This is a genomic window from Flavobacterium adhaerens, assembly GCF_040045115.1.
Lineage (GTDB): Bacteria > Bacteroidota > Bacteroidia > Flavobacteriales > Flavobacteriaceae > Flavobacterium > Flavobacterium adhaerens.
This window is the reverse complement of the sequence record NZ_JBDLZX010000008.1, coordinates 140,398-165,209: the sequence shown is the minus strand read 5'-3', so window position 1 is coordinate 165,209 and position 24,812 is coordinate 140,398. Positions and strand designations below refer to the sequence as shown.

Below are 24,812 nucleotides of genomic sequence, written 5' to 3'. Positions count from 1 at the left end.
AAAAATGAGAAAAAAAATTGTTGCAGGAAACTGGAAAATGCATAAAAATGCTGCACAAACAAAAGAATTATTAAACGAATTATTGACTCAAATCCCAGCTGAAACAACTGCTCAAGTAATTGTTGCTCCAACATTTGTAAACTTAGCATCAGCAGTAGAGAATTTGACTCACTCAAATATACAAGTAGCTGCACAAAACATTCACCAAGCCGAAGGAGGTGCTTTTACAGGAGAAATTTCGGCTGATATGATCAAAAGTATTGGTGTAAACAACGTAATTTTAGGTCACTCTGAGCGCCGATCTATTTTTCATGAAACAGACGCTTTAATTGCAAACAAAGTAACTACAGCATTAAAACATGATTTAACGGTAATTTTTTGTTTTGGAGAAGAATTAAAAGACCGTCAATCAGGGAATCACTTCAATATAGTCGAAAACCAATTAAAAGACGGTTTATTCCACATCGAAGCAAAAGATTGGTCAAAAATTGTTTTAGCCTATGAACCAGTATGGGCTATCGGAACTGGAGAAACAGCTTCTCCAGACCAAGCACAAGAAATGCACGAATTCATCAGAGAAACAGTTCGAAAAGCATTCGGAAACGAGATTGCTGAAGAACTTACAATCCTTTACGGTGGTAGTGTAAAACCAGATAATGCCAAAGAAATCTTCTCTAAACCAGATGTTGACGGTGGACTAATTGGGGGCGCTGCTTTAGTAGCAAAAGATTTTATTACAATCGTAACCTCTATCTAATCAAGTATTCAATTTCCTAAAATTGATAATTATACCAAAAGCTATTTCAAAACAGTTTTGAAATAGCTTTTTTATTTTCAATAACATCAATCAGTTTTAAAATCATTTGGGCAAGCCCACATCCCGAAAAAAGGGTCATTTTTCGATGCGGTTACTCAGCCTTTTATCGGGATGTGGTCGGGCTATCTGCGCTACTTTGGTAGCTAGCTACTATCCCTCTTGCAAGAAAACACAAACTCAAACAAAAAAAAAAAAACATTTAACTGTAAATCAAATCAATAACATTCCGTTAAAATATTTTAAAATAAAAAAGTATTGCATTCTTATTCTTACCTTTGCGAAAAAAATTAACATGTCAAACATTTACATTGGTTATCATTTTACCATCGAACCAAAAGAACCTGGATCTGAAATATTAATAGCCGAATTAGGAGAAAAAGCATTTGAAAGCTTTACCGAAACCGAAACTGGAATTTCAGCCTTTGTACAAAAAGACCTTTGGGACGAAATGATACTTGAAGATATTCAAATATTACAATCCGAAGAATTTCAAATAGATTATACTTTCGAAGAAATCGAGCAAGTAAACTGGAACGAAGAATGGGAAAAAAACTTTGAACCTATAGACGTTGATGGTAGTTGTCATGTACGCGCTCCTTTTCACCCAAAAACAAATGCTCAATATGATATTGTGATTGAACCTAAAATGAGTTTTGGAACTGGACATCATGAAACAACGCATATGATGATTCAACATTTACTTGAAATGGATGTTACAGGAATGAAAACGTTAGATATGGGTTGCGGAACAGCCATTTTAGCAATATTGGCCGAAATGAAAGGAGCTCAACCAATAGACGCCATAGATATTGATAATTGGTGTTATTTAAACTCAATCGAAAACGCTGAACGCAATAATTGTAAACATATTTCCGTTTATGAAGGCGATGCTGCTTTATTAAAAGACAAAAAATATGATTTAATCATAGCCAACATTAACCGAAACATTTTATTAAACGATATGCAAAGTTATGTTGATAGTCTAAATCCTAACGGAACAATATTATTTAGCGGTTTTTATGAAGAAGATATCCCATACATAGATGCTTCTTGCGTAGAGAAAGGATTAACGTATGTCAAAAAATTACAGAAAAACAACTGGGTATCATTAAAATACGTAAATTAACGTAATACATTATATTTCAAAAACGTATAAAACGCAACAGCATGAGTACTTTAGAAAAAGAAAAAACGATAGAACAAGAAGTAACAACTATGAACAACGAAATCATAGTGTATAATGATGACGTAAACACTTTTGACCACGTTATTGAAACCCTAGTTCGTGTTTGCGATCATACCCCAATACAAGCAGAACAATGCTCATTGATTGTTCATTTCAACGGAAAATGTACCGTAAAAACTGGAGAATATGACAAATTAAAAGTACAATGTATCGGCTTATTAGAAGCTGGCTTGAGTGCAGAAATTATTTAAAAACACAATACCTTTTCCAAAAACGAGGTTTTCGCAAAGCCTATTTAAGAAGTACAATCTTAAGTAGGCTTTTTTTTGCATTGCAATTACTATAAATTAATTAATGTGGTAATTTACTTTTTAAAGCACCATAAATAATAGTCCCAATCAAGGCTCCTACTAACACCAAAACAACAGGCATAAAACCAGCTCCAATTAAGATAAAAATAGGACCAGGACACGAACCTACCAACGCCCATCCTAGACCAAAGGAAATTCCACCAATAAAATACCTAGCATTCCCATTCTCTTTATCTTTAATTTCGATGGGTTGCCCTTGTATGTCTTTAATATTATTTCGCTTAATAATTTGAATCCCCAAAACACCTGTAGCTACAGCAACTCCAATAATTCCATACATATGAAAAGATTGAAATTGAAACATTTCATAGATGCGATACCACGAAACCGCCTCTGATTTGGTTAATACAATTCCAAAAAGAAATCCAACCAGAAAAAATTTTAATACTTTCATAATTTAAAAAATTAAAGGCAATAGAAAATGTGCCATGATTAACCCACCAACAAAAAATCCAATTACAGCCTTTAAAGACGGTAATTGCAAATTACTCAATCCCGAAATAGCGTGTCCAGAAGTACAACCACCCGCATATCGAGTTCCAAAACCAATTAAAACACCTCCACCAAGAAGGATCAAAATACTCTTTGGTGATTGCCAAATTTGATCTCCAAATAAAGCTTGAGGTACTAATTGCCCGTTTGGAGCTTCAATACCCAATTGCGATAGTTGAGCGATAGTTTTGGGATTAATATTCACATTCGAAGGATCGCTCATAAAGTGAACTGCAACAAATCCGCCAGCCATAGCGCCAAGCACAACAACCAAATTCCAACGGTTCGCTTTCCAATTGATATCGAAATACGAAATTTGTTTGCCTAATCCCGCCATAGAACACAGCGATTGAAGATTTGTTGACATACCAAAATTCTTTCCGAAATAAATCAGAGCCAGCATTACCATACCGATTAAAAAGCCCGAAACATACCAAGGCCATGTTTGAAAAATTAGATCCATAATGTTACATTTTTTTTACAAATATATAAAGCTAATAATAGTAGCAATGTGAGAAATGTTACATTACTAAAAAATGTACTTCAAAATTCTTTATCAAATCAAATACTAATAACAATTTGTTTATTTTTGATTAAGTAATTTGACCTTTGCAATTGCAAAAAATTAAACTCAAACAAATGAAAAAAAATCTCTCTTTTATTGCTTTACTCCTACTTATAGTCTCTTGTGGAAGTGTTAAATCAACAATAAAAAATGTTGATAATACGGCTCCATCCCCAATTGTAAAAAATGGTGCTTTTGTAATTACCACTTACAGCAAAGACAAAAAATATGGTTATGATAAAGATTATCCAATAAACATTTATTACAGAGGCACTAAAAACGACACTATCAATCAAAAATATTTTTTGAATGCTTTGGCAGGGCCAAAAGGCGAAAAAATCACATATACCAAAGTTGAGAACTGTTGTCCTTTTCCAACAAAAAACAGCGACACCGGAGCTGGATTTCTTGATGTTTATCAAATAAAATGGGAAGGACAAAAAACACCAATTATTCTCTATTTGAACATCTACGAAAGAGGACAATTGATGGTTCCTGTTGGGCTAAGTCTAAAGAAATAGTTTGGAATTTATTTTAGGTTATTTGCACTAACAACTTACGAACCAACATCCATTTAAAAATATATCATAAAACTAATTAAGGAATCGCAAAATCAAGCTACCTTTGCACTTTCAAAAAAACAAAATGTTATGAACATACAAAACATACCTCAAATCAAACATACTGATAGTGGAAACTTCTTTTTATTGGCAGGACCATGTGCAATTGAAGGAGAAGAAATGGCAATGCGTATCGCTGAAAAATTAGTTGGTATCACCGACAAATTAGAAATTCCTTATGTTTTTAAAGGCTCTTTCAAAAAAGCCAATCGTTCTAGAATTGATAGTTTCTCTGGGATTGGTGATGAAAATGCCCTTAAAATCCTTGAAAAAGTTTCTAAAACATTTGGAGTTCCTACCATAACAGACATCCACACCAATGAAGATGCTGCAATGGCTGCAGCTTACGTAGATGTTTTGCAAATTCCTGCTTTTCTTGTTCGTCAAACTGATTTAGTAGTTGCTGCTGCCAAAACTGGAAAAGCCGTAAACTTAAAAAAAGGACAATTCATGAGTCCAGAAAGCATGAAGCATGCTGTACAAAAAGTTTTGGATTGTGAGAATCAAAATGTTATGGTTACCGATCGTGGAACTATGTTTGGTTACCAAGATATGATTGTAGATTTCCGAGGAATTCCAACAATGCAACAATATGCAACAACTGTTTTAGATGTAACTCATTCGTTACAACAACCAAACCAAACTGCTGGAGTTACTGGCGGAAGACCTGATATGATTGAAACCGTTGCCAAAGCTGGTATCGCTGTTGGAGTTGATGGGATTTTTATCGAAACTCATTTTGATCCTGCAAATGCTAAAAGTGATGGCGCAAATATGTTGCATTTAGATCTTTTTGAAGGATTAATGACCAAACTGGTTGCCATCAGAAAAACTATCAACCAATTTTAATATTTTAGAATACATCACATTGAAAACATTTTCATATTTAAACGTATTAATTTTATTTATTTCGATTAATGCGTTTTCACAGAATGACACTACCCAAAAAGATCGTTACACTGCTCATAACAAAGGAAAATTCACAATTTCTTGGGGAGGAAACAGAGGTTATTATACCGATTCGGATATTACTTTTAAAGGAGACAACTATCGCTTTACAGTAGAAGACGCAAAAGCGCATGACAAACCAAAAGGATGGCATATCGATTACGTAAATCCTGCAAGGATGACTATCCCTCAAACTAATTTTAAATTAGGATATTACATCAGTGATAAATACATGATATCTATCGGAGTAGATCACATGAAATATGTGATGACTCAGTTTCAAACTGCAAATGTAACAGGTATAATTGATTATCCTCTTGAGCATTCTAGTTCGCAATTTAACGGTGTTTACAATAGCACTCCAACTGAAATGACTGAGGAATTCTTAATGTTTGAACATACCGATGGCTTAAATTATGTAAATACAGAATTTGCTAGACAAGATGATATTTCGCACTGGTTTGGAATTAAAAATACCGATAAATTTCAAGTAAACATCAACGAGGGTGTAGGAATTGGAGTTTTGTATCCAAAAACTAATACTACCCTTATGGGACAAGAAAGACATGATGATTTTCATATTTCGGGTTTTGGAACCTCATTAAGAGCTGGTATCAATCTTACTTTTTTCAAATATTTCACTATAGAAGGTTCTTTGAAAGGAGGCTATATCAATATGCCTGATATTCGTACTACAAAAAGTACTGCTGATAGTGCATCACAACATTTCTTTTTTGGCGAAACAATGATTTCATTTGGTGGAATCTTTAGATTATAATTTTTCATCTTACATATAAATCTCCTAAAAATAGGAGATTTTTTTTATATAAAAGGCTTTGATAACATTAACCAATTTTAAACACATTGAAAACAAAATTTTTAAAGTCAGTTATTTTTATTCTTTTTTTTGGAAGCACACTCTTTGCACAAGATGACATTGTAACCAAAGAGTTATATACCGCACACAACAAAGGAAAATTCTTTTTTAACATGGGAGGAAACAGAAGTTATTACACTACATCCGATTTACATTTTGAAGGAGATAGTTATAATTTTACAGTAGAAAATGCTCAAGCACATGATGTCCCCAAAGGGTGGCACATCGATTATATCACTCCAGGCAAGTTGACAACTTCTCAAACCAATTGGAAAGCTGGGTATTTCTTTCATGACAAATTCAATGTATCAGTGGGAGTCGATCATATGAAATATGTAATGACTCAGAATCAAACCGCCTTGGTAAACGGAAACATAAATTTACCTTCTACAGAGACTGGCTCAGCATTCAACGGAAACTACAATAACCAACCTGTAGATTTAACTGATGGTAAATTTTTAAAATTCGAACATACCAATGGACTCAACTATGTTTTTACCGAAGTAGCTCATTTTGTTGACATCTCCTCTATTTTTGGAATTCGAAATACTGATATTTTTCAGTTAAATTTTACCCAAGGAGTGGGTCTCGGTTTGTTATACCCAAGAACAGATGCTACAGTTTTAGGTCAAGATCGACACGATGAGTTTCATATTGCTGGTTACGGATTTTCGGGTGATGCAGGATTGAACTTTACTTTTTTCAAGCATTTTTATATGCAAACAGAGCTAAAGGGTGGCTACATCAACATGACTGATGTTCGAACAACCTACGATAATGGTCATGCTCAACATCACTTCTGGTACGGAGAAACTATAGTATCATTTGGTGGTATTTTCAGACTTTAATACAAAACAACATAACAAATCTCCTTCGGGAGATTTTTTTTTACCCTCAAATCAACTTCATCAGCTAATTTTTCATTAAAAATTTTTAAAAAAATATTGTGTAATTGAAACTTTATATTTTACTTTGTATTTCAAAGTACTTTATATATGGAAGATAAATATTTAAAAGACATTAGTGAGATCAAAAACATGATGAATAGATCTTCGCAGTTCATCTCCTTAAGTGGTCTAGCTGGAATCATGGCAGGCATTTACGCTTTGATTGGTTCTTACATCAGCTATCAAATTATTCTGAAAAACGAAAATCATATCATTACATTAGAAAGTACCACTTTTAAGTTAGTACTCATTACAGCTTTGGCAGTTTTATTACTTTCTATCACAACAGCTTGTTTGTTGACCATTAACAAAGCCAAAAGAAAAGGAGAAACAGTTTGGAATACAACATCCAAGAGGCTTTTAACAAATTTCTTGATTCCATTAGTAACTGGAGGAATTTTTAGCTTGTTGTTGCTACGCAACGGAAGTTATGGCTTGATTGCCCCTACAACCTTAATATTTTATGGTTTAGCTTGTGTAAACGCAAGCAAATATACATTGAGAGATGTTCGCTATTTAGGCATCACCATCATAATTTTAGGACTTTTATCGACAGAATTTTCTGGATATGCACTCGAATTTTGGTCACTAGGATTTGGAGTTTGTCACATTATTTACGGAAGTATGATGTACTTTAAATACGATCGAAATTAAATTGGTAATTTGAATCTGGATTGTACAAAAGAATGAGATATTAATTGTTTAAAAGACAAATACAACAACAAATGACTTTAAAAAAAACAAAGTATATTTTTGCCATAATAACCTTTATCATGAGTTTTGGATGCGCTTTGATCGTAGCCAATTCTATGTTTGGAAATATTTTATTTGGTAAAAAACCCGTTTCACTTTTAGACAAAATTCAAGAGGGAGATATGATTTTTCAAACCTCGCAATCCGAACAATGTGAAGCCGTAAGAATAGCGACAAATTCAAAGTTTTCGCATTGTGGAATAATTTTTATTGATAAAGGGAAAAAATATGTTTTTGAAGCTGTGCAACCTGTTAAATTAACACCTCTTGAAGTTTGGATTACACATGGCAGTAACAATCAATTTGTGGTAACTCGCTTAAAAGAGGCTCAAAAAATACTCGACCCAAGCACATTGCAAAAAATGAAAGCCTATGGCAAACAATTAAATCATAAAAATTATGACTCTTATTTCGAATGGTCTGATGACAAAATATACTGTTCGGAATTGATTTGGAAAATTTACAAAAACGGTGCGGGAATCGAACTGTGTCCACTTCAAAAAATGAAAGATTTTAATTTAAAAGACATTAGAATTCAAGCTATTTTGGCCGAAAGATTTGGTAACAAAATCCCACTAGACGAAAATGTTGTCGCGCCATCCAACTTGGAACAATCCAAAAAAGTAATCAAGATTATAGATACCTATTAAGATTTGAAAAATATAATTCAAAATATAAATAAAGCTTTTGATCATAGAATTCGATTGGGCATTATGTCTATTCTAATGGTTAACGAATCTGCTGATTTTAGTACGCTAAAAGAATTACTAGGCGTCACAGATGGTAATCTTGCAAGTCATACCAAAGCGTTAGAGACAGAAAACTACATAGCTGTAGAAAAACAATTCATTGGCAAGAAGCCAAACACAAGCTATAGGGCTACCACAGACGGACGCAAAGCTTTTCAAGATCATATTGATGCTCTTGAAAAATTAATACAAAAACGATAATATTTTTTTACACATAAACTTTGAAATTCAAAGTACTTTTTGAAATAATTAATTTAAAATATTCCCACAATGCAACTTCTTATCAAATTATTCAACAGTGACCGAAAAACAAACAGTGTTTTATTACTATTCTCAACTTATTGTTTGATTTTACTCTTTATTCGAGCCAAATTAACACACACATTTTATCATTTTTTTCTAGTATGGAATTTATTTCTTGCTTTTGTTCCTTACCTATTTATTAGCTATTTAAAGACGCAAACAGCCATAGAATCAAACAAAATCAAAACCTTCATCTTGTTAGTGCTATGGTTGCTTTTTCTTCCAAACTCTTTTTATATTCTTACCGATTTAATTCACCTAACCCAATCGTATCACAATAGATTTTGGTTCGATTTGATTGTAATAAGCTCCTATGCCTTAATTGGATTCACAATTGGCATCCTCTCGTTGATAGAATTTGAAAACATCATAAAGAATTATATATCACCACTAATTACCAATTTAATAATGCCTATAATATGCTTTTTATCGGGAATTGGTATTTATTTAGGTCGCATCCTCCGCTTTAACAGTTGGGATATAATGAGTAGTCCAATGGAGTTGTTCTATGCATTGTTGAATACTTTTACAACACTCGATGCCATGCTCTTCTCTTTTTATTTTGGAGCCTATATCTATCTCTTTTATTTCTTAAAAAAAGTTTACTCCTCTATAAACAACTAATTATGCAAACAATCTCACCCCATGAGGAACCTTTTGAAGGCAAAACCTCAACAGAATTAGCCGCTGGCTGTTTCGCTATAGGAACAATACTATTCTTATTGTATCTTATCTTATTAGACAATTCATCGCTGATACTCGTTGCGTTTCTCTTCATTGTTCTTGCAACGCCACTGAATATAATTATGCTTTATCACCTACTCTATCATTTCTGCAAACTACCCGATCAACGAAAATACATCGGAATAAAAATTGTGATTCTGTTGTGTAACATCCCTATCGCATTCTTGTATTACAATATTTTAATCAATTTCAAACTCCTATAATTTCAACCTATTAACACTTAAAAACATGGAAACAACAGAAAATCAAAATTCAGTACCACTCACCTTTTTTCAATCCATTTTACAATCAAACACAGCTAAAATGCTAATGGTAGGATTTCTAACCCTATTTTTGCTGATTCCTTTAGCATTTGTAAAAGAATTAATAACAGAACGTTCGTATCGTCAAAAAGAAGTCATCTCGGAAATTAACGACAAATGGGGCGAAAGTGTTTATTTTTATGGGCCAATTCTAAAGATTCCTTATACCGTTTACGAGGAAACATTGTCTATAAACCAAAAAACCAATGAGACATTAAAACAACAAAAAGCCATTACAAAATATGCTTATTTTTTTCCAGAAGATTTAAAAGCACAATCCAATGTAACCACCAAAGTCCTTAACCGAAACAATTATGAATCGGTGGTTTACAGTTCGAATACAAAATTTAACGGTCATTATATCCAGCCCGATTTCAGTAGTAAAAACATTTCAACCGATGCTATTCAGTGGGATAAAGCCACTATTTTGATTAAGACCACCAACTTAAAAAGCATCAAAGATGAAGTGAAAATTAATTTGGGTGAAAAAAAATTCACTTTCGAACCTGTTTACAGTACCAATTCAAATGACACTATTCAAGCATTAGAAACCAATTTTATCAACTTAAAAAACGACTTAAAAACAGCCAAAACCACTTTTAATTTTAACATCACCTACAACGGGAGCAAGCAAATCAAGATGGTACCTATTGGCAAAACAACACAACTAAGCTTAGCATCCAATTGGCCTTCGCCAAGTTTTACGGGTAACTTTCTTCCGGATGACAAAACCAAAAAAATTACGGCAAAAGGATTTAATGCCGACTGGAAAATTCTTCATATCAACAGAGCGTTTTCGCAACAATTTTTCGAAAACCTTCCCGATTTAAGTGCATATTCATTCGGGGTCGATTTTGTAATTCCGATAAATCAATACCAGCAAAACGAAAGAGCTGCCAAATATGGGTTTCTTGTAATTGGTTTGACCTTTTTGATTTTCTTTCTCATACAATCCATTAGTAAAATCAAAATTCACATTTTTCAATACTCTATGATAGGTCTTGCTTTGGTATTATTTTACACCTTACTCATCTCTATTACAGAACACAGTAGTTTTACAAAAGCTTATCTAATAGCAGCAATTGCGGTCATTTCATTAATATCTTTGTACTCAATTTCTATTCTAAAAAAGAAAAAATTCCCTCTATTTATAGCCGCTGCGCTTACTGGTTTATACACTTTTATCTATGTAATTATCCAATTAGAAAATTATGCTCTTCTTGTAGGTAGTATTGGTTTGTTTGCCATTCTTGCGGCGGTAATGTATTGCTCCAGAAAAATTGACTGGAATAAATAAAAAATTTAATTCAAAGCTATTTCCTGCTATCCGCTTCAATCTTGTGAGCTGCACACCAGCTCACAAGAATTTCCGCTATACACGAGCAAATCCAGTTGACAGAGTAAACAGGGGCAAGATTACTCAGTTTTCTAAAACTTCAAAAACAATCAAAGAACCTAAAAACCTATAAAGTTTGCACAAAAACTCTCTTAAAGTTTAGTATTTTTGGAATCTGAAAAAAGACTAATGAAAAAATTTGTAATTCTATTGATGTTTCTCGCCATTGGCGTTGCTTTTTACGAACAATCCAGTGACAACCAAAACGTATACGTGATGGTTATTGCTGTTGTAATTTTTATGATGGGAATGATGCGATTAAGTAGTAAAACACCAAGTAAAAACCAAGATAATAACGATGATGATGTTCAGTAAAGGAGATAAAGTTTCGGTACTTGATGATGCAGTAGATGGTATCGTAATTGCTGTAAAAGACAAGACCATCACGATCGAAACTGTTGACGGTTTTGTTATGAATTTTGAGGCTAACGAGCTTATAAAAATTGGTGCTTCTAACACCAACTTGATGGATGGAATTAAAGGGATTAATTTCAATGAAATCAAAAAAGAAAAAGAAATACCAAAACCTAGAAGTTTTGTCAAAGAGAAAAAGGATCGAAACGAATTACCCGTTCCAGAGTTTGATTTGCATATCGAGAAATTGGTTCCCAATAAACGAGGGATGTCTAATTACGATATCCTAACTTTGCAAGCCGAAACAGCGCAACGCCATATCGAATTTGCTATTCGAAACCGAATTCCAAAAATTGTTTTTATTCATGGGGTTGGCGAAGGTGTTCTTAAAGCCGAATTGGATTTTCTTTTGGGACGTTATGATAATATCGTTTTTCAAGATGCCAATTATCAAAAATACGGTCAAGGTGCTACCGAAGTATATTTCAAACAAAACACTAAATAAGCACATTAGATTAAATTAAGGAAGCCGAATCACACAAGATTCGGCCTTTTTTTAGTTTAGCTTTTATTTCTGATAGCAGGAGACAGTATCGCTCTATTATAGCACTGTTAATTTTTATAATCAATTCAAATTCCAATAGATAAAAATAAAGCAAGTGATACGTAAATAGTTTATCTGAAAAAAAATCATTTAGAAAATCCTCTTGAATTTGATAGAGTAATTTAACTATTTAAAAATTGAAAATCACCAACTATTTTTGACCACATTACCTTTTTTAATGGTTTAGTACTAAATAGCCACAACCCTTTCTAAAAAATAATATTTCAAAGAAATCAGTATCTGAGAGTTTATTTATTTAATAGTCCTCCCTGTAGTACTTTGGAAGATAATACATTTAGTAAAAAAACTACGCCTCATTCTGTTTTATCAAATTTCAGCGTTTTCACATCTTATTTTTTTATCCTTCTGTAACACAAAACATTTCTCTTTATTTGCAAATCTCTACAATATACACCTATAACCACTTATCCCCATTACAATTTGATTTACCAATATTACGAATGATACTATTAAAAAATAATATAGTTCAACTACTATTGCCTATCTATTTTGTACAAACGACCGCCATCAGTAATAGCATATAAAGCACCGTCTAAGCCTTGAGTTATATCTCTAAAACGTTGGTTTTCGTTGGACAAAAGACGTTCTTCTCCTGTGACATGATTGTTACTATCAATAACCAAACGCACAATATGTTGTCCACTTAATGCACCTAAAAATAAATTATTCTGCCATTCTGGAATTCGGATTCCTGCGTAAAAAGTCATTCCGCTAGGCGAAACCACTGGATCCCAATAGTAAACAGGTTGTTCCAATCCGTTTTGTTGTGTTGCTCCTCCACTAATAGCTTGACCGCCATACTCGATTCCATAAGTTATAGTAGGCCAACCGTAATTTTTTCCGGCTTGTACGCGGTTGATTTCATCGCCGCCACGAGGACCGTGCTCGCTTTGCCACAAATCACCTGTTACAGGATGAAACGCTATCCCTTGCGGGTTTCTATGCCCAATACTGTACAATTCAGGTAAAGCACCACTGACTGCAAAAGTTGGATTGCCGGGAGCTGGGGCTCCATCAGTTGTAATGCGAACAATTTTACCCAAAGCACCCGTAACCGATTGTGACAATGGTCGTGTAGCGGTATTAGAACGTTCGCCAGTACTCACTAATAAATTTCCCGTTGCGTCAAATAAGATGCGCCCACCGTAATGAGCGGTACTGTTGGCAGCCGGCAATGCCCGATAGATGACCGTTGCATTTTCAATTGTAACTTCGTTATCTGCCAATCTCCCTTTGGCAACTGAGGTAACGGTCCCGCCTGTTATATTTTCTGAAAAAACCCAATAAATCATTCGGTTGGAAGAAAAATTGGGATCGACTCTTACACCTAACAATCCACCTTGTCCGCCTGAATTTACGGCAGGAATTCCAGTAATTGAACTCCCTACGGAACCCGATGTAGTTACAATACGCATAGTTCCTGATTTTTGCGTAATTAATAATCTACCATCTGGTAATGATGTTATTCCCCACGGACTCGATAGCGAACTCGTTAGTACTGTAGCTGCAAAAGGTGTGGTAGTTTGTACACTTCCAATTCGGGTTTGACCTGTAAAAGCGGGTTGGTAATTGGTATTAGCAGGATTGGTTTCTACCGGATTTCCCGTAACAGGTGTTTCAGTATCTGGATCTTGTGGATCTGGCGTTTGTTCATTATCAGATTTAGAACAACACGTAATCATCATCGAACTCAACAATAAAGCTGTTATTACTAATCGCATACTCTTAAAATTTTAAGTTTATAAAAAAGACTTCCCACATATTGCTCCTCAATAAAAGTTAATTACACCCTAGAGCAGCCTACTAAAAAAGTATTTACTGTTTGGCATTCCAATCATTCAAAAGTTTTTGATACATAGTAGGTGTATCTATGTCTTGTAAATTGCAAATAGAGCGTATGGGAACAATTTCGTTTTTATATTTTTCAAATAAAATTTTAGCACCTTTATCTCCGGTCAATTGGATAAGTTCTTCAAAATAACTTTTATCAAGAATGGCTGGAGAAGTCAGCAAACCATTATCCGATTGCGAAACAATAATTTGTTTTTTGCCACTTTCAAAAGCATTTATCAATTGCTTATAATGCTCTGATGAAATCAAAGGCTGATCTACCAAGGCAATGAGTATTCCTTCCGCAGTAACATCCTTTTTCATCATTTCCTTTACACCATACGCAATAGAAGTTCCCATTCCTTCATTCCAATTCTTATTTTCAAAAATCTGAATGTTAGCTGAATTCATTTTCTTTCGAATCAATTCAGCATTCGCTCCTAAAACTACTGCAACAGATAAATTGGCCTGCTGTAAAATTTCGATTTGATGCTCAATAAACGTTCTGGTTCCCCACGGCAACAATTGTTTGGCGATTCCCATTCTTTTAGATTCTCCTGCTGCAATCAAAAGCGCTTGAATTTTAGCCATGAATTCTACCCATTTTTTCTCGCAGTGGCATGACCTCAACGTTTCTGGTCACGCTAATTATTTCTGCAATAATTGAAACAGCAATTTCGATAGGTGTTATAGCTCCAATATCTAAACCAACTGGGCCGTGAATTCTTTCTAAAAATTCAAAAGAAACCTCCGAAGCATGATTCATATATTCCGAAAATAATCGTTCTCTTCTTTTTGAGGAACCCAACAAGCCAATATAACTCGGGTTGGTATTTTGGAGTGTTATAAGGTATTGCAAATCTTTGGTAAGGCTATGTGACATGATAACCACAGCTGTATTATGGTCTATGGCTGAAACATCGATATTTTGAATGATAGGCGAAGAAAGTGTTGTAGCTCCTTTAAAATAATCAATTGATTTTTGTTCATCAGGACTTGCAATGATGTGTACTTCCCAACCCATTTTACTTCCTAAATCACACAATTGTACCGCATCATGTTCAGCTCCAAAAATATACAATTGAAAAAGTGGCGTAAAAACTCGCTTAAAAATTTCAAGATTACTTTCTTTTTCAACTGTAAATGAAGGTCTCAAATTATACATTTTACCTTCTATTTCTAAAATGGTTCCAAATGAATCACTTTCAGAAAAAAGAGGTTGAAAATACGATTTGGATTGAAAAACTTTTCTGTTTGCAAAACACGTTTGAGCCGCTTGAAATAACTCATTTGTTACGACCAATGGTTCTAACAAAATGTATAAAACTCCTTCACAACCCAATCGATAACGACCATCGTAGGTCATCACTTTTGGAATGCCGCTGGTAAAAACACTTTCCGCTTGACGTTGCACCTCTTTTTCTACACAACCACCACTTACAGCGCCAACCATGGCACCATGTTCACCAATAAGCATTTGCACACCCGAACCTCGATAAGAAGATCCTTCCAAACACACCACTGTGGCCAACACGGATTTTCTGTTTTCTTTTTGCCACAATTGTGCTACTTCTAGTATGTCTTTAAATTCGTGTGTCATCCGTAGTTTTTACAGCTATTTCTCTCTCTTTTAAATACATTCCTTCCACATCTATGGTAAAAGGTTGATGGTATTGTCTCTTGCCTGTTGCTTTGTAAAGTGCATTTGCCAATGCTCCTACCGCTGGTGCAAAAGGTGGTTCTCCCAAACCTGTAGGATGCTTATCACTATTTACAAAATGTGTCTCCACATCCCAAGGCGCATCATTATTTCTTATTAAATGATAATTGTGAAAATTGTTTTGTTGAGGCACACCATTTTTAACGGTTAACATACTGTACAATGCGTGACCAATTCCATCCACAGCTCCACCTTCCACCATATTAGAAGCTGCTATTGGGTTTACTACAATTCCGCAATCGGCAGCGCAATATACTTTTTCAATTACAGGTTTGTTGCCCTCCATTCTAAGATCTACCACATTAGCTACATAACTATCGTGACAAAAATAGGCTGCAACTCCTCTGCTCAAACCTGGTTTTGGCATACCCCAATTGGCTTTTTCTCGAACAAGTTTTAAAACTCCAGCATAACGTTCGGCTTCGTAGTCATTTCGTTTTCCAATTGGATTTTTAATGGCTTTTTCAAAAAGTTCTAATCTAAAATCGATAGGATCTTTGCCTGCCAATTCAGCAACCTCATCTAAAAAAGCTTGCTCGACAGCTCCCATAAAATTAGATCGTGGCGCTCTAAATGCAGCCGTTGTGATATTACTTTCGATGGTCCAGGATTCTGCTACATAATTATCAACTGCTCCAGCAGGAAACCGATTCGCAAACAAAGGACTTTCTGGAATACCTCCAGCTTTTACTTGAAAAGCAATCAGATTATTATTTTTATCTAAACCGGCTTTAAAATAGGCATGATACGTTGGACGATAAGCTCCAAAAGTCATATCATCCTCTCGGGTGTACATTAATTTTACTGGTTTTTTTATTTTTTGAGAAATAACGGCAGCTTCTACCAAATAATGTCCGAATAACTTTCTTCCAAAACCGCCACCGATACGCGTCATTTGAATATCGATCTGTTCCAATTTCATTCCTAATCGTTGCGCCACAGACTGTTCCATGTACTCTGGAGTTTGAATAGGTCCGATCAATTCTGCTTTGTCCGCAGTAACATTAGCATAAAAATTAAGCGGTTCTAAAGGGCTGTGGGCCAAATACGGAGCAGTATAAGAACGTTCGATAATTTTTGTAGCTTCAGAAAAAGCTTTGTCGGGATCACCATCTTTGCGGACTTCTTTTGCAGTTTCTTGGCTTTTTTTGCTCATTGCGGCATATTTTTCAGCTGTATCTTCATTTCCAGCTGGTACCATCTGGTCGTTTGCCTTACCGTCAAATCCTTTCACTTTTATAGAATACGATTCGAATGGAATCCATTCTGCTTTAATGGTTTTCTTGGCTTTCATCACTTGCCAAGTGGAATCTCCCGTAATTACAATAAGTTCCGGAAAAGCAGAAACGTCAAAATAATTATTTTCAAATCCTTCTGGATAGGTTTGAATGGTAAAAACCTCTTGAATTCCGTTCATTTTTAACGCTTCGGAAGCATCAAAAGACTTCAATCTCATTCCAAAAGCAGGCGGATGCACAATACAGGCAAATACCATATTATCATGATAAACATCCAAACCAAAAACCGCTTTTCCAGTAACTATTGCTGGTCCATCTACATTAAATTGGGAATGTCTGACAATTTTAAAATCTTTGATGTTTTTAACATCAACTTCTTTTGGTACTTCTATTTTTGTAGCAGCTTCAGCTATTTGACCAAAACTCAATTTATTATTGTTACGATTATTTGAAATAATACCTTCTTGCACCGTTATTTCGGCTACAGGAATACCCCATTCTTTTGCAGCGGCGGCTACTAACATATATCTTGCTGCAGCACCAGCCATTCGCAAAGCGTTCCAACTGGCATTAATCGATTGACTTCCTCCTGCCAATTGTCTTTTAAAAATTGTAGTATTTAGAGGCGCTTGAACCACGCGAACATCTTTCCAATTCACGTCTAATTCCTCAGCTACAATCATCGGCATAGATGTTTTTACATTTTGGCCAATTTCAGGATTAGGAGAAGCAATGGTTACTATACCATTAGTATCTATTTGGATGAAACCATTGAGTTCAAAAGCTTTTTCTAGTTTTGGATTTTCTGCCGCCAAACCAGAAAACCAACTGAATTGAAGCATTAACCCAGCACTTCCTGCAGCGGATAGCTTTAGAAAAGAGCGTCTATCAAAGTGTGTTTTTACTGTAGCCATAATTACATTTCTTTAGCAGCGGCACGAATGGCTTGATTAATTCGGGTATAGGTAGCACAACGGCAAAGATTTCCGTTCATGGCACGTCTGATTTCTTCATCGGAAGGATTTGGAATTTGCGCTAATAAGGCTGAAGCAGTCATGATTTGCCCTGCTTGACAATATCCACATTGCGGAACATCTAATGCCAACCAAGCCTTTTGCACTGGGTGATCTCCTTTTTGAGACAAGCCTTCGATTGTTACAATTTTTTTCTTTCCTACATCACTTATTGGATATACACAAGAACGAACAGCATCTCCATCTAAATGAATAGTACAAACCCCACAGTGAGCAATTCCGCAGCCGTATTTGGTTCCTAACAGTTGTAAATTATCTCGTAATACCCAAAGAATTGGCGTATCAGGTTCTACATCTACGTTGATTGATTTTCCGTTTACATTAATCGTATAGAGTGCCATAACTTGTTCTTTATTATTGTTAAAAATATCCAAATTATTCTGCTGGTGCATAGGCACCATTGTCAATCCAAGTGTACCAAACCTCTTTAAACTCCTCGTAAGTCAATGGAGGAAGTTCACGATCGCCTCCCATTTCCCATCCGCCTTTTACCAAAGCATCCTCAGCATGTTTTCGTAAATCTTTTAAATTTTTATGTCCATTTAATTTTGGATTTACCAATTGTAACGCCAACGCTCTAGGAGAACGTCCCTGAAAAACCATTTTCATATCAGCCGGAGGCAAATGCCAATTGGCATTACCTGGAGGTGTATGTTCGCCCGGAACTCCCGTAGAGGAATGACAAGTAATGCATTTCATCGTTGCAATTCCTTTTCCATCCACACCTCGTTGGGGTAACATATTGTGAATATGACTGTCATCACCTTGTAGCGGAATATCTCCTATTGGGTGGCAATTCATACATCTGGGATGTGTAAGTACAGAATATACTTTCTTGAAAGCAACTACAGAAGCTACACTATCTTTCTTTTTAGTTAATGGTATCACATCATAAGAAGAAACCGAAGTGGTTTTTGCCTTGCACACCAAACCCAAAATGATAATTATAACAAAAAAAACCGGAAAAACCGGAAATCGTTTGAAACTTTTGTATTCGTAATTTTTTGAGACCATCATCTAATTATTACTATTTCACAAACAGGAACTTGTTATCACTATATAAATACTAATGTATAAAAAATTTTATCATTTAATGCATTTAGAATTGTTTATAAATTTCAACTTTTTTTGTGAATTATTTTTATATAAATTACAGTTTAACATACCTTAATTACTGAATAAAGTTACCCGAACGCTCGGACATGTCTAAATCTCTTTTGTGTGTACATGCAACGATAGCGCGGAAATTTTTTCCGTGCCCGCAACGATGAGACACAAAGTTTGGTCACTTAAAAGAGCTACAAGATGTTTTTTTTGTAGCTTTTTTTGTATTTTAAACAAAAAAAAGATGTCAACAAAATACAAAGCAACGACAACAGAAGAAGTATTCTTTGTAACAATAACAACTGTAGGATGGATTGATTTATTTACCAGATTAAATCAAAAATATATTATCAATGATTCATTAAAATATTGTCAAGTAAACAGAGGCTTAGAAATTTATGCTTATTGTTTAATGAGCAGTCATTTGCATTTGTTCTGCAAAGCAACCAATGGTTTTGTTTTATCAGATGTAATAAGGGATTTTAAAAAGTTTACCTCTAAAAAAATAATTCAAAAAATAAATGACGAGCCAGAGAGCAGAAGAGAATGGATGTTGGATTATTTTAAAAAATCTTGCGAACATTTAAAAAGAGAACAACAATTTAAAGTTTGGCAAGACGGTTATCATGCCGAGCATATTTACAGTAATTTGTTTATTAAACAGAAAGTAGAATACACTCATAACAATCCCGTGAAAGATAAAATTGTCACTTTGCCTGAGGATTATTATTTTAGCTCTGCCAGAAATTATGCTGGATTAGAAAATGATTTGGAAGTTATTTTACTAGATTTGTTTTAGCAGTGTCTTAGCAGTCTTTGATTGCGGGCACGGATTGCAAATCCGCGCTATCGGGTATATCTGAAGTTCATGAGATAATTAATGGACAAATTATATTTGAAGATTAATATTTATCAACAATAAAAAATATCAACGAAATTGTCAACCGAAAAATAAAAAGCCTGTAAACAAAGAGTTTACAGGCTTTTTTGTGGAATCGCCGGGAATCGAACCCGGGTCCAAACAAGCAACCAAAAGGCTTTCTACACGCTTATTTCCTGATTAAATTTTCGACTCGGTGCTAGGCCAGAAACAGCCACACTTTGCTTAGCTTTATTAATTTCGAAATCCGCCCAAAGCCTGCAGAAATCTAGGTTTATCTTTACGATTCATCTAGGCCGACCGCTATAAACCAAAGCTTTCGAGATGAATCCTGCTTTCCTACCTTGTAGGACGAGGCTAATCTTACTATGATTCAGATTATGCAGCAAGAGCGTAGTTTCCTTCGCCGTGTAAAAAGTTTGAGACCTTTTATTTACGAGAATTATCCCAGTTCTCGACGTGCTTACATTTCAATTCGACTTGCTGTCAAAACCAGTCGACCCCATGTGTTTTAAGTATTCAGAACTTTGTTTTTTAATATCCACTCTGGAACATGAATTAAAAAACTTAGTTTTTATATTTTTTGCAAATTTACATTATTAAGTTGCAATTTCCAATACTCATTAACTGAATACTGCCTACTTAATCAATATCTTTAACCTTAAACGGATAATCACCAAATTTTGTCGCTAATTTTCGAACAGCGTAGGTGTTTTTAGTGAATTTATTAGACAAAGCTATTATGGTTACTTCTTCATCCATCAAAGTAATGTAGGAAGAAGTGAAACCATGCCACCAACCGTTATGGAAATAAAAGTTTTTTCCAGTTGTCCAATTTATCATTCGGATTCCCAAGCCATAATTTTTTGTTCCAGGATGCTCATTACTATAACCTTTGTACACTTGTGCTAACAATTCAGGTTCTAAAAAGAAAGAAGAATTTCGAGCTCTGTCAAATTTCAATAAATCTCTAGGTGTTGAATAAATGTTTTTATCTCCATACACTTTATCAAGATAATCAATACCTATTTCTACTCGGTTTGCTTTATAGGATGGGGCAACATTGTGTTTATCTTTGTCAAAATCTAATACAAAAGTATTTTTCATTCCAAGTGGTTTAAAAATCATTTCTTCCATTGCATTTCGATATGACATTTTGGTAACTTTTTCGATAATCAATGCTAACATGGCGTAATTAGTGTTGCAATAAGCAAATCGAGTTCCTGTTCTATGCTCTAATCCGATATTTTTGGTAGCCATAATGGTTAAAATATCTTGATTGGTGAGCGTGTTGTGTCTGTCCCAAACGCTTTTATCACGATCTGTAAAATAAGCATAATTACGCATACCGCTTCTATGATCCAATAACATTCTTACAGTAACATCTGGATAAGGAAATTCAGCTAAAAAATCAGTTACTTTTTGGTCTAAATCTATTCTTTTGGCATTCACTAATTTTAAAATTGCTGTTGCAGTAATCACTTTACTTACAGAGGCAATATGAATAGGAGTCTCAGGCAAAATAGGAGTTTTATCTCTCAAGTTAGCATATCCCTCATATTTTTCATATATAATTTGACCATTTTTTGCCACAAGAAAACCGCCATTCATTGTATGATTTGGCCAGTTTTTTCTATAAAATGAATCTATCTGGTTTTTCTTTTCTGTTAGGTATGAAGCTGATAACGTTTTTTCTTTACCCATTGGTTTCATTTTAGGTAAAACGTTTTTAGGTAAATCAGCATCTTTAACTTCGGTAATTTCTTCTTTTTTGGGATCCTTGGATTCGTTTTTACAGGAATTCAAGGTTATATTTGCGAGCAGTAAAAATAGTATATTTGCTTTTTGGGTAAAATTCATTTGTTTGATGCTTAAAAAGCAAATATATATAATCCTTTGGTTTTGGATTATTTTTTTTGAATTGTTATGAAAATTTTAAAAGTTTTTTAATAACAGATTTCACCACTGATTAATGAACACTATATGAAGTTATTGAAGTATTTTTTTTTATTTTAAAAAGTATTAAAAACAATCTAAAAGTTACACTTGTAACAAATTAAAATAAAAAAGTTATATTTATAATAAATTAAAAAAATAAAATAATGAAATTCGGAATTATAAAAGAAAGAAAAAATCCACCTGATCGTAGAGTCGTTTTTTCTCCAAATGAAATTGTCAAAATAAAGCAATTGTATCCTAATTGTACGGTAAAAGTAGAGAGTTCGGATATACGTGTTTTTTCGGATATCGATTATAAAAACATGGGGATAGAAGTTACAGATAATGTAGGTGATTGTGATGTACTTTTTGGAGTAAAAGAAGTTCCCGTTGATGATTTAATTGCCAATAAATCGTATTTCTTTTTTTCGCATACCATAAAAAAACAACCTCATAATAGAAAATTACTTCAAGCAGTTTTAGAAAAAAAAATTACTTTGTACGATCATGAGACAATTGTTGATGCTCATAATCTCAGATTAATAGGTTTTGGGCGCTATGCTGGAATGGTTGGGGTTTACAACGCTTTTAGAGCCTTTGGGATCAAGTTTGAATTGTACAAAATGCCAAAAGCAGAAACGCTTTCAGGTAGAGATGCTTTAATCACTCATTTAAAAAGAATCGTAATACCTCCACTAAAAATTGTAGTAACCGGTACTGGAAAAGTGGGAAGTGGTGCCAAAGAAATTCTGGACGCCATGAAAGTCAAAGAAGTCGAACCAGGTAATTTTTTGTCCAAAAACTACACACAAGCCGTTTATACTCAATTAGATGTTTTAGAATACAATAAACGAAAAGACGGTAAAGTACTTGATTTTACCGATTTTCACAACAATCCTTCTGAGTATATATCAGACTTTGAGAAATTTACCAAGGTTTCAGATATTTACATTACGGCACATTTTCATGCCAATGAAGCACCTGTAATTTTAACTCGTGAAATGCTAAATGCAAGTGATTGCAAGCTAAAAATTGTAGCTGATATTTCTTGTGATGTTAATGGTCCAATCGCTTGCACTTTGCGTTCTTCGACAATTGCAGAACCATTATACGGTTATTTGCCAAATGAAGACAAAGAAGTAGATCTTTTTCATCCAGCAGCGGTTGTGGTGATGGCCGTTGATAATTTGCCTTGCGAATTACCAAAAGATGCTAGCGAAGGTTTTGGCGAAATGTTTTCGCAGTCTGTCATTCCAGCTTTTTTTAACGGAGATAAAGATGGAATTCTACAAAGAGCCAAAATAACCGAAAACGGAAAACTGACCCAGCGTTTTAGTTATTTACAAGATTATGTAGATGAAAAATGATTTATGTTATAAGGATAGGATGCTTTTACAAGTTAAATAGAGTTTATGGATTAAAAAATATTTTAAAATTCATAATTCATAATTCATAATTCATAATTCATAATTCATAATTCATAATTCATAATTCATAATTCATAATTTTTTTTAAACCATATCCTCAGGCTTCACCCATTCGTCAAATTCTTCAGGAGTTAGGTAACCCAAACGAATAGCTTCTTCTTTGAGAGTTGTCCCGTTTTGGTGAGCTGTTTGGGCAATTTCGGCCGATTTATAATAGCCTATTTTAGGGTTTAAGGCAGTGACCAACATTAATGATTTTGCAACCAATTCGGAAATACGTTTGTAGTTGGGTTCAATTCCTTGAGCACAGTTTTCGTTAAATGATTGACATGCATCCCCTAGTAATTCAGCCGATTGAAGAAAGTTGGATGCTATCAAAGGTTTAAAAACATTTAACTCATACTGACCTTGCATTCCACCAATGGTTATAGCCATATCGTTTCCAATTACTTGGGCGCAAACCATAGTTAAAGCTTCGCATTGTGTTGGATTTACCTTTCCTGGCATTATTGACGATCCAGGTTCATTTTCGGGGATCAAAATCTCACCAATCCCCGAACGAGGGCCAGAGGCAAGCATTCGGATATCATTTGCAATTTTGTTAAGAGAAACTGCCAATTGTTTTAAGGAACCGTGGGTTTCAACAATAGCGTCATGGCTTGCCAATGCTTCAAATTTATTGGGTGCAGTTATAAATGGATGTTCAGTAAATTGAGCTATGTATTGCGCAACTTTTTCAGCATAGCCTTTTGGGGTATTCAAGCCTGTACCCACTGCAGTCCCTCCTAATGCTATTTGAGATAAATGGGGTAATGTATTTTGTAATGCTTTTAAACCATAATCCAACTGTGCCACATAACCCGAAATCTCTTGCCCCAGTGTTATAGGAGTGGCATCCATTAGGTGTGTACGTCCTATTTTGACAACCGATTGAAATTGTAAGGCCTTTGTATCAAGAGTATCTCTCAGTTTTTCAATATTAGGAATTGTGTTTTCTACTATGGTTTTGTAAGCGGCAATATGCATGGCCGTAGGGAAAGTATCATTGGAGGATTGGGATTTATTTACATCGTCATTTGGCTTGATAAAGGAATCGCCTTCACCAATTTGCAATCCTTTTAATACTTGCGCTCTATTAGCAATAACTTCATTGACATTCATATTGGTTTGTGTACCCGAACCAGTTTGCCAAATTACCAAAGGAAATTCTTCTTGAAGTTTACCTGCTAGAATTTCATCGCACACCAAAGCGATATAATCTCTCTTTTCTATAGACAAAATTCCCAATTCACAATTGGTATAAGCGGCAGCTTTTTTGAGATATGCAAAAGCTTCAATGATTTTTTTAGGCATAGAAGCAGAAGGGCCAATTTTGAAATTATTTAAAGAACGTTCCGTTTGTGCTCCCCAATATCGATCAATTGGAACCTGAACTTCCCCCATGGTGTCTTTTTCTATTCGGTATTTCATTTTGTTATTTTTAAGAGTTGTACGGTCTATTAAAATTACTTTTTTTAAAACTTTATTTCGATTTTAAAACAAAAAAAGTATTGATTTCTCAATACTTTTTGATGCTCCTTGTTTTGTGAGGA

The 24,812-nt window shown here is 34.4% G+C and carries 27 protein-coding genes and 1 other RNA gene; 17 read left to right on the top strand and 11 right to left on the bottom strand.

The window, feature by feature from the left end:
• Nucleotides 1-4 precede the first annotated feature (4 nt).
• The 3 genes from tpiA to ABEB18_RS12715 all read left to right on the top strand — a co-directional run bounded on the left by tpiA (nucleotide 5) and on the right by ABEB18_RS12715 (nucleotide 2,254).
• On the top strand, nucleotides 5-757 hold the full coding sequence (gene tpiA / locus ABEB18_RS12725) for a triose-phosphate isomerase (RefSeq protein ID WP_348799684.1): 753 nt from the start codon (nucleotides 5-7) through the stop codon (nucleotides 755-757).
• A 352-nt stretch (nucleotides 758-1,109) separates the two neighbouring features.
• A complete protein-coding gene (prmA, locus tag ABEB18_RS12720; RefSeq protein ID WP_348799683.1) occupies nucleotides 1,110-1,943 on the top strand; it encodes a 50S ribosomal protein L11 methyltransferase in 834 nt (277 codons plus the stop codon).
• A gap of 41 nt (nucleotides 1,944-1,984) precedes the next feature.
• Entirely contained in the window at nucleotides 1,985-2,254 is a 270-nt protein-coding gene (locus ABEB18_RS12715; RefSeq protein ID WP_348799682.1) for an ATP-dependent Clp protease adaptor ClpS, read from the top strand.
• 100 nt (nucleotides 2,255-2,354) lie between these two features.
• Here the strand turns inward: ABEB18_RS12715 and ABEB18_RS12710 are convergent, their stop codons facing one another.
• A complete protein-coding gene (locus tag ABEB18_RS12710; protein WP_348799681.1) occupies nucleotides 2,355-2,768 on the bottom strand; it encodes a DUF6691 family protein in 414 nt (137 codons plus the stop codon).
• A gap of 3 nt (nucleotides 2,769-2,771) precedes the next feature.
• Nucleotides 2,772-3,329, bottom strand: a complete 558-nt coding sequence (locus ABEB18_RS12705) for a YeeE/YedE family protein (protein WP_348799680.1) — start codon at nucleotides 3,327-3,329, stop codon at nucleotides 2,772-2,774.
• Between the two features lie 176 nt (nucleotides 3,330-3,505).
• On the opposite strand from ABEB18_RS12705, the gene ABEB18_RS12700 reads away from it, so the two are divergent.
• The 12 genes from ABEB18_RS12700 to ABEB18_RS12645 all read left to right on the top strand — a co-directional run bounded on the left by ABEB18_RS12700 (nucleotide 3,506) and on the right by ABEB18_RS12645 (nucleotide 11,929).
• Complete coding sequence (locus ABEB18_RS12700) at nucleotides 3,506-3,952, top strand: 2-dehydro-3-deoxyphosphooctonate aldolase (protein WP_348799679.1); 447 nt, start codon at nucleotides 3,506-3,508, stop codon at nucleotides 3,950-3,952.
• Between the two features lie 129 nt (nucleotides 3,953-4,081).
• Nucleotides 4,082-4,900 (top strand): 3-deoxy-8-phosphooctulonate synthase, encoded by an 819-nt coding sequence (gene kdsA, locus ABEB18_RS12695; RefSeq protein ID WP_348799678.1) that lies wholly within the window; start codon nucleotides 4,082-4,084, stop codon nucleotides 4,898-4,900.
• Nucleotides 4,901-4,919: 19 nt separating this feature from the next.
• Entirely contained in the window at nucleotides 4,920-5,777 is an 858-nt protein-coding gene (locus ABEB18_RS12690) for a hypothetical protein (RefSeq protein ID WP_348799677.1), read from the top strand.
• Nucleotides 5,778-5,863: 86 nt separating this feature from the next.
• Complete coding sequence (locus ABEB18_RS12685; RefSeq protein ID WP_348799676.1) at nucleotides 5,864-6,724, top strand: hypothetical protein; 861 nt, start codon at nucleotides 5,864-5,866, stop codon at nucleotides 6,722-6,724.
• 147 nt (nucleotides 6,725-6,871) lie between these two features.
• A complete protein-coding gene (locus tag ABEB18_RS12680; RefSeq protein ID WP_348799675.1) occupies nucleotides 6,872-7,477 on the top strand; it encodes a hypothetical protein in 606 nt (201 codons plus the stop codon).
• A 71-nt stretch (nucleotides 7,478-7,548) separates the two neighbouring features.
• Nucleotides 7,549-8,226, top strand: coding sequence for a YiiX family permuted papain-like enzyme (locus tag ABEB18_RS12675; protein ID WP_348799674.1), 678 nt, complete (start codon nucleotides 7,549-7,551; stop codon nucleotides 8,224-8,226).
• Between the two features lie 3 nt (nucleotides 8,227-8,229).
• On the top strand, nucleotides 8,230-8,526 hold the full coding sequence (locus ABEB18_RS12670; protein WP_348799673.1) for a winged helix-turn-helix domain-containing protein: 297 nt from the start codon (nucleotides 8,230-8,232) through the stop codon (nucleotides 8,524-8,526).
• Nucleotides 8,527-8,595: 69 nt separating this feature from the next.
• Nucleotides 8,596-9,252 carry a DUF1361 domain-containing protein gene (locus ABEB18_RS12665; RefSeq protein WP_348799672.1) on the top strand — a complete coding sequence of 219 codons (657 nt, stop codon included), beginning with the start codon at nucleotides 8,596-8,598 and terminating at the stop codon, nucleotides 9,250-9,252.
• Between the two features lie 2 nt (nucleotides 9,253-9,254).
• Nucleotides 9,255-9,575, top strand: a complete 321-nt coding sequence (locus ABEB18_RS12660) for a hypothetical protein (protein ID WP_348799671.1) — start codon at nucleotides 9,255-9,257, stop codon at nucleotides 9,573-9,575.
• Between the two features lie 25 nt (nucleotides 9,576-9,600).
• A complete protein-coding gene (gene creD / locus ABEB18_RS12655) occupies nucleotides 9,601-10,971 on the top strand; it encodes a cell envelope integrity protein CreD (protein ID WP_348799670.1) in 1,371 nt (456 codons plus the stop codon).
• A gap of 228 nt (nucleotides 10,972-11,199) precedes the next feature.
• Nucleotides 11,200-11,385, top strand: coding sequence for a hypothetical protein (locus tag ABEB18_RS12650; protein ID WP_348799669.1), 186 nt, complete (start codon nucleotides 11,200-11,202; stop codon nucleotides 11,383-11,385).
• Nucleotides 11,375-11,929 carry a DUF8465 domain-containing protein gene (locus ABEB18_RS12645; protein ID WP_348799727.1) on the top strand — a complete coding sequence of 185 codons (555 nt, stop codon included), beginning with the start codon at nucleotides 11,375-11,377 and terminating at the stop codon, nucleotides 11,927-11,929. The genes ABEB18_RS12650 and ABEB18_RS12645 overlap by 11 nt, the downstream gene beginning before the upstream one ends.
• A 593-nt stretch (nucleotides 11,930-12,522) precedes the next feature.
• On the opposite strand, the gene ABEB18_RS12640 is transcribed toward ABEB18_RS12645, so the two are convergent.
• From ABEB18_RS12640 to ABEB18_RS12615, 6 genes are all read right to left on the bottom strand, one after another.
• On the bottom strand, nucleotides 12,523-13,770 hold the full coding sequence (locus ABEB18_RS12640) for a PQQ-dependent sugar dehydrogenase (RefSeq protein ID WP_348799668.1): 1,248 nt from the start codon (nucleotides 13,768-13,770) through the stop codon (nucleotides 12,523-12,525).
• 94 nt (nucleotides 13,771-13,864) lie between these two features.
• On the bottom strand, nucleotides 13,865-14,470 hold the full coding sequence (locus tag ABEB18_RS12635) for a nucleotidyltransferase family protein (RefSeq protein WP_348799667.1): 606 nt from the start codon (nucleotides 14,468-14,470) through the stop codon (nucleotides 13,865-13,867).
• Entirely contained in the window at nucleotides 14,463-15,479 is a 1,017-nt protein-coding gene (locus ABEB18_RS12630; RefSeq protein ID WP_348799666.1) for an XdhC family protein, read from the bottom strand. Before ABEB18_RS12630 ends, ABEB18_RS12635 begins: the two co-directional genes overlap by 8 nt.
• Nucleotides 15,463-17,751 carry a xanthine dehydrogenase family protein molybdopterin-binding subunit gene (locus tag ABEB18_RS12625; protein WP_348799665.1) on the bottom strand — a complete coding sequence of 763 codons (2,289 nt, stop codon included), beginning with the start codon at nucleotides 17,749-17,751 and terminating at the stop codon, nucleotides 15,463-15,465. The genes ABEB18_RS12630 and ABEB18_RS12625 overlap by 17 nt, the downstream gene beginning before the upstream one ends.
• 2 nt (nucleotides 17,752-17,753) lie before the next feature.
• Complete coding sequence (locus tag ABEB18_RS12620; protein WP_348799726.1) at nucleotides 17,754-18,212, bottom strand: (2Fe-2S)-binding protein; 459 nt, start codon at nucleotides 18,210-18,212, stop codon at nucleotides 17,754-17,756.
• Between the two features lie 34 nt (nucleotides 18,213-18,246).
• A complete protein-coding gene (locus tag ABEB18_RS12615; RefSeq protein ID WP_348799664.1) occupies nucleotides 18,247-18,888 on the bottom strand; it encodes a hypothetical protein in 642 nt (213 codons plus the stop codon).
• A 331-nt stretch (nucleotides 18,889-19,219) separates the two neighbouring features.
• On the opposite strand from ABEB18_RS12615, the gene ABEB18_RS12610 reads away from it, so the two are divergent.
• Nucleotides 19,220-19,774: an REP-associated tyrosine transposase gene (locus tag ABEB18_RS12610; protein WP_348799663.1), complete on the top strand. Its 555-nt coding sequence runs from the start codon at nucleotides 19,220-19,222 to the stop codon at nucleotides 19,772-19,774.
• Nucleotides 19,775-19,962: 188 nt separating this feature from the next.
• On the opposite strand, the gene ssrA is transcribed toward ABEB18_RS12610, so the two are convergent.
• Together ssrA and ABEB18_RS12600 are read right to left on the bottom strand one after the other, a co-directional pair.
• Nucleotides 19,963-20,359: a transfer-messenger RNA gene (ssrA, locus tag ABEB18_RS12605) on the bottom strand.
• A gap of 138 nt (nucleotides 20,360-20,497) precedes the next feature.
• Nucleotides 20,498-21,715, bottom strand: coding sequence for a serine hydrolase domain-containing protein (locus tag ABEB18_RS12600; protein ID WP_348799662.1), 1,218 nt, complete (start codon nucleotides 21,713-21,715; stop codon nucleotides 20,498-20,500).
• A 242-nt stretch (nucleotides 21,716-21,957) separates the two neighbouring features.
• On the opposite strand from ABEB18_RS12600, the gene ABEB18_RS12595 reads away from it, so the two are divergent.
• Nucleotides 21,958-23,160, top strand: coding sequence for an NAD(P)-dependent oxidoreductase (locus ABEB18_RS12595; protein WP_348799661.1), 1,203 nt, complete (start codon nucleotides 21,958-21,960; stop codon nucleotides 23,158-23,160).
• Nucleotides 23,161-23,304: 144 nt separating this feature from the next.
• Here ABEB18_RS12595 and fumC read toward each other — a convergent pair whose 3' ends face one another.
• On the bottom strand, nucleotides 23,305-24,690 hold the full coding sequence (gene fumC, locus ABEB18_RS12590) for a class II fumarate hydratase (RefSeq protein WP_348799660.1): 1,386 nt from the start codon (nucleotides 24,688-24,690) through the stop codon (nucleotides 23,305-23,307).
• Nucleotides 24,691-24,812 lie beyond the last annotated feature (122 nt).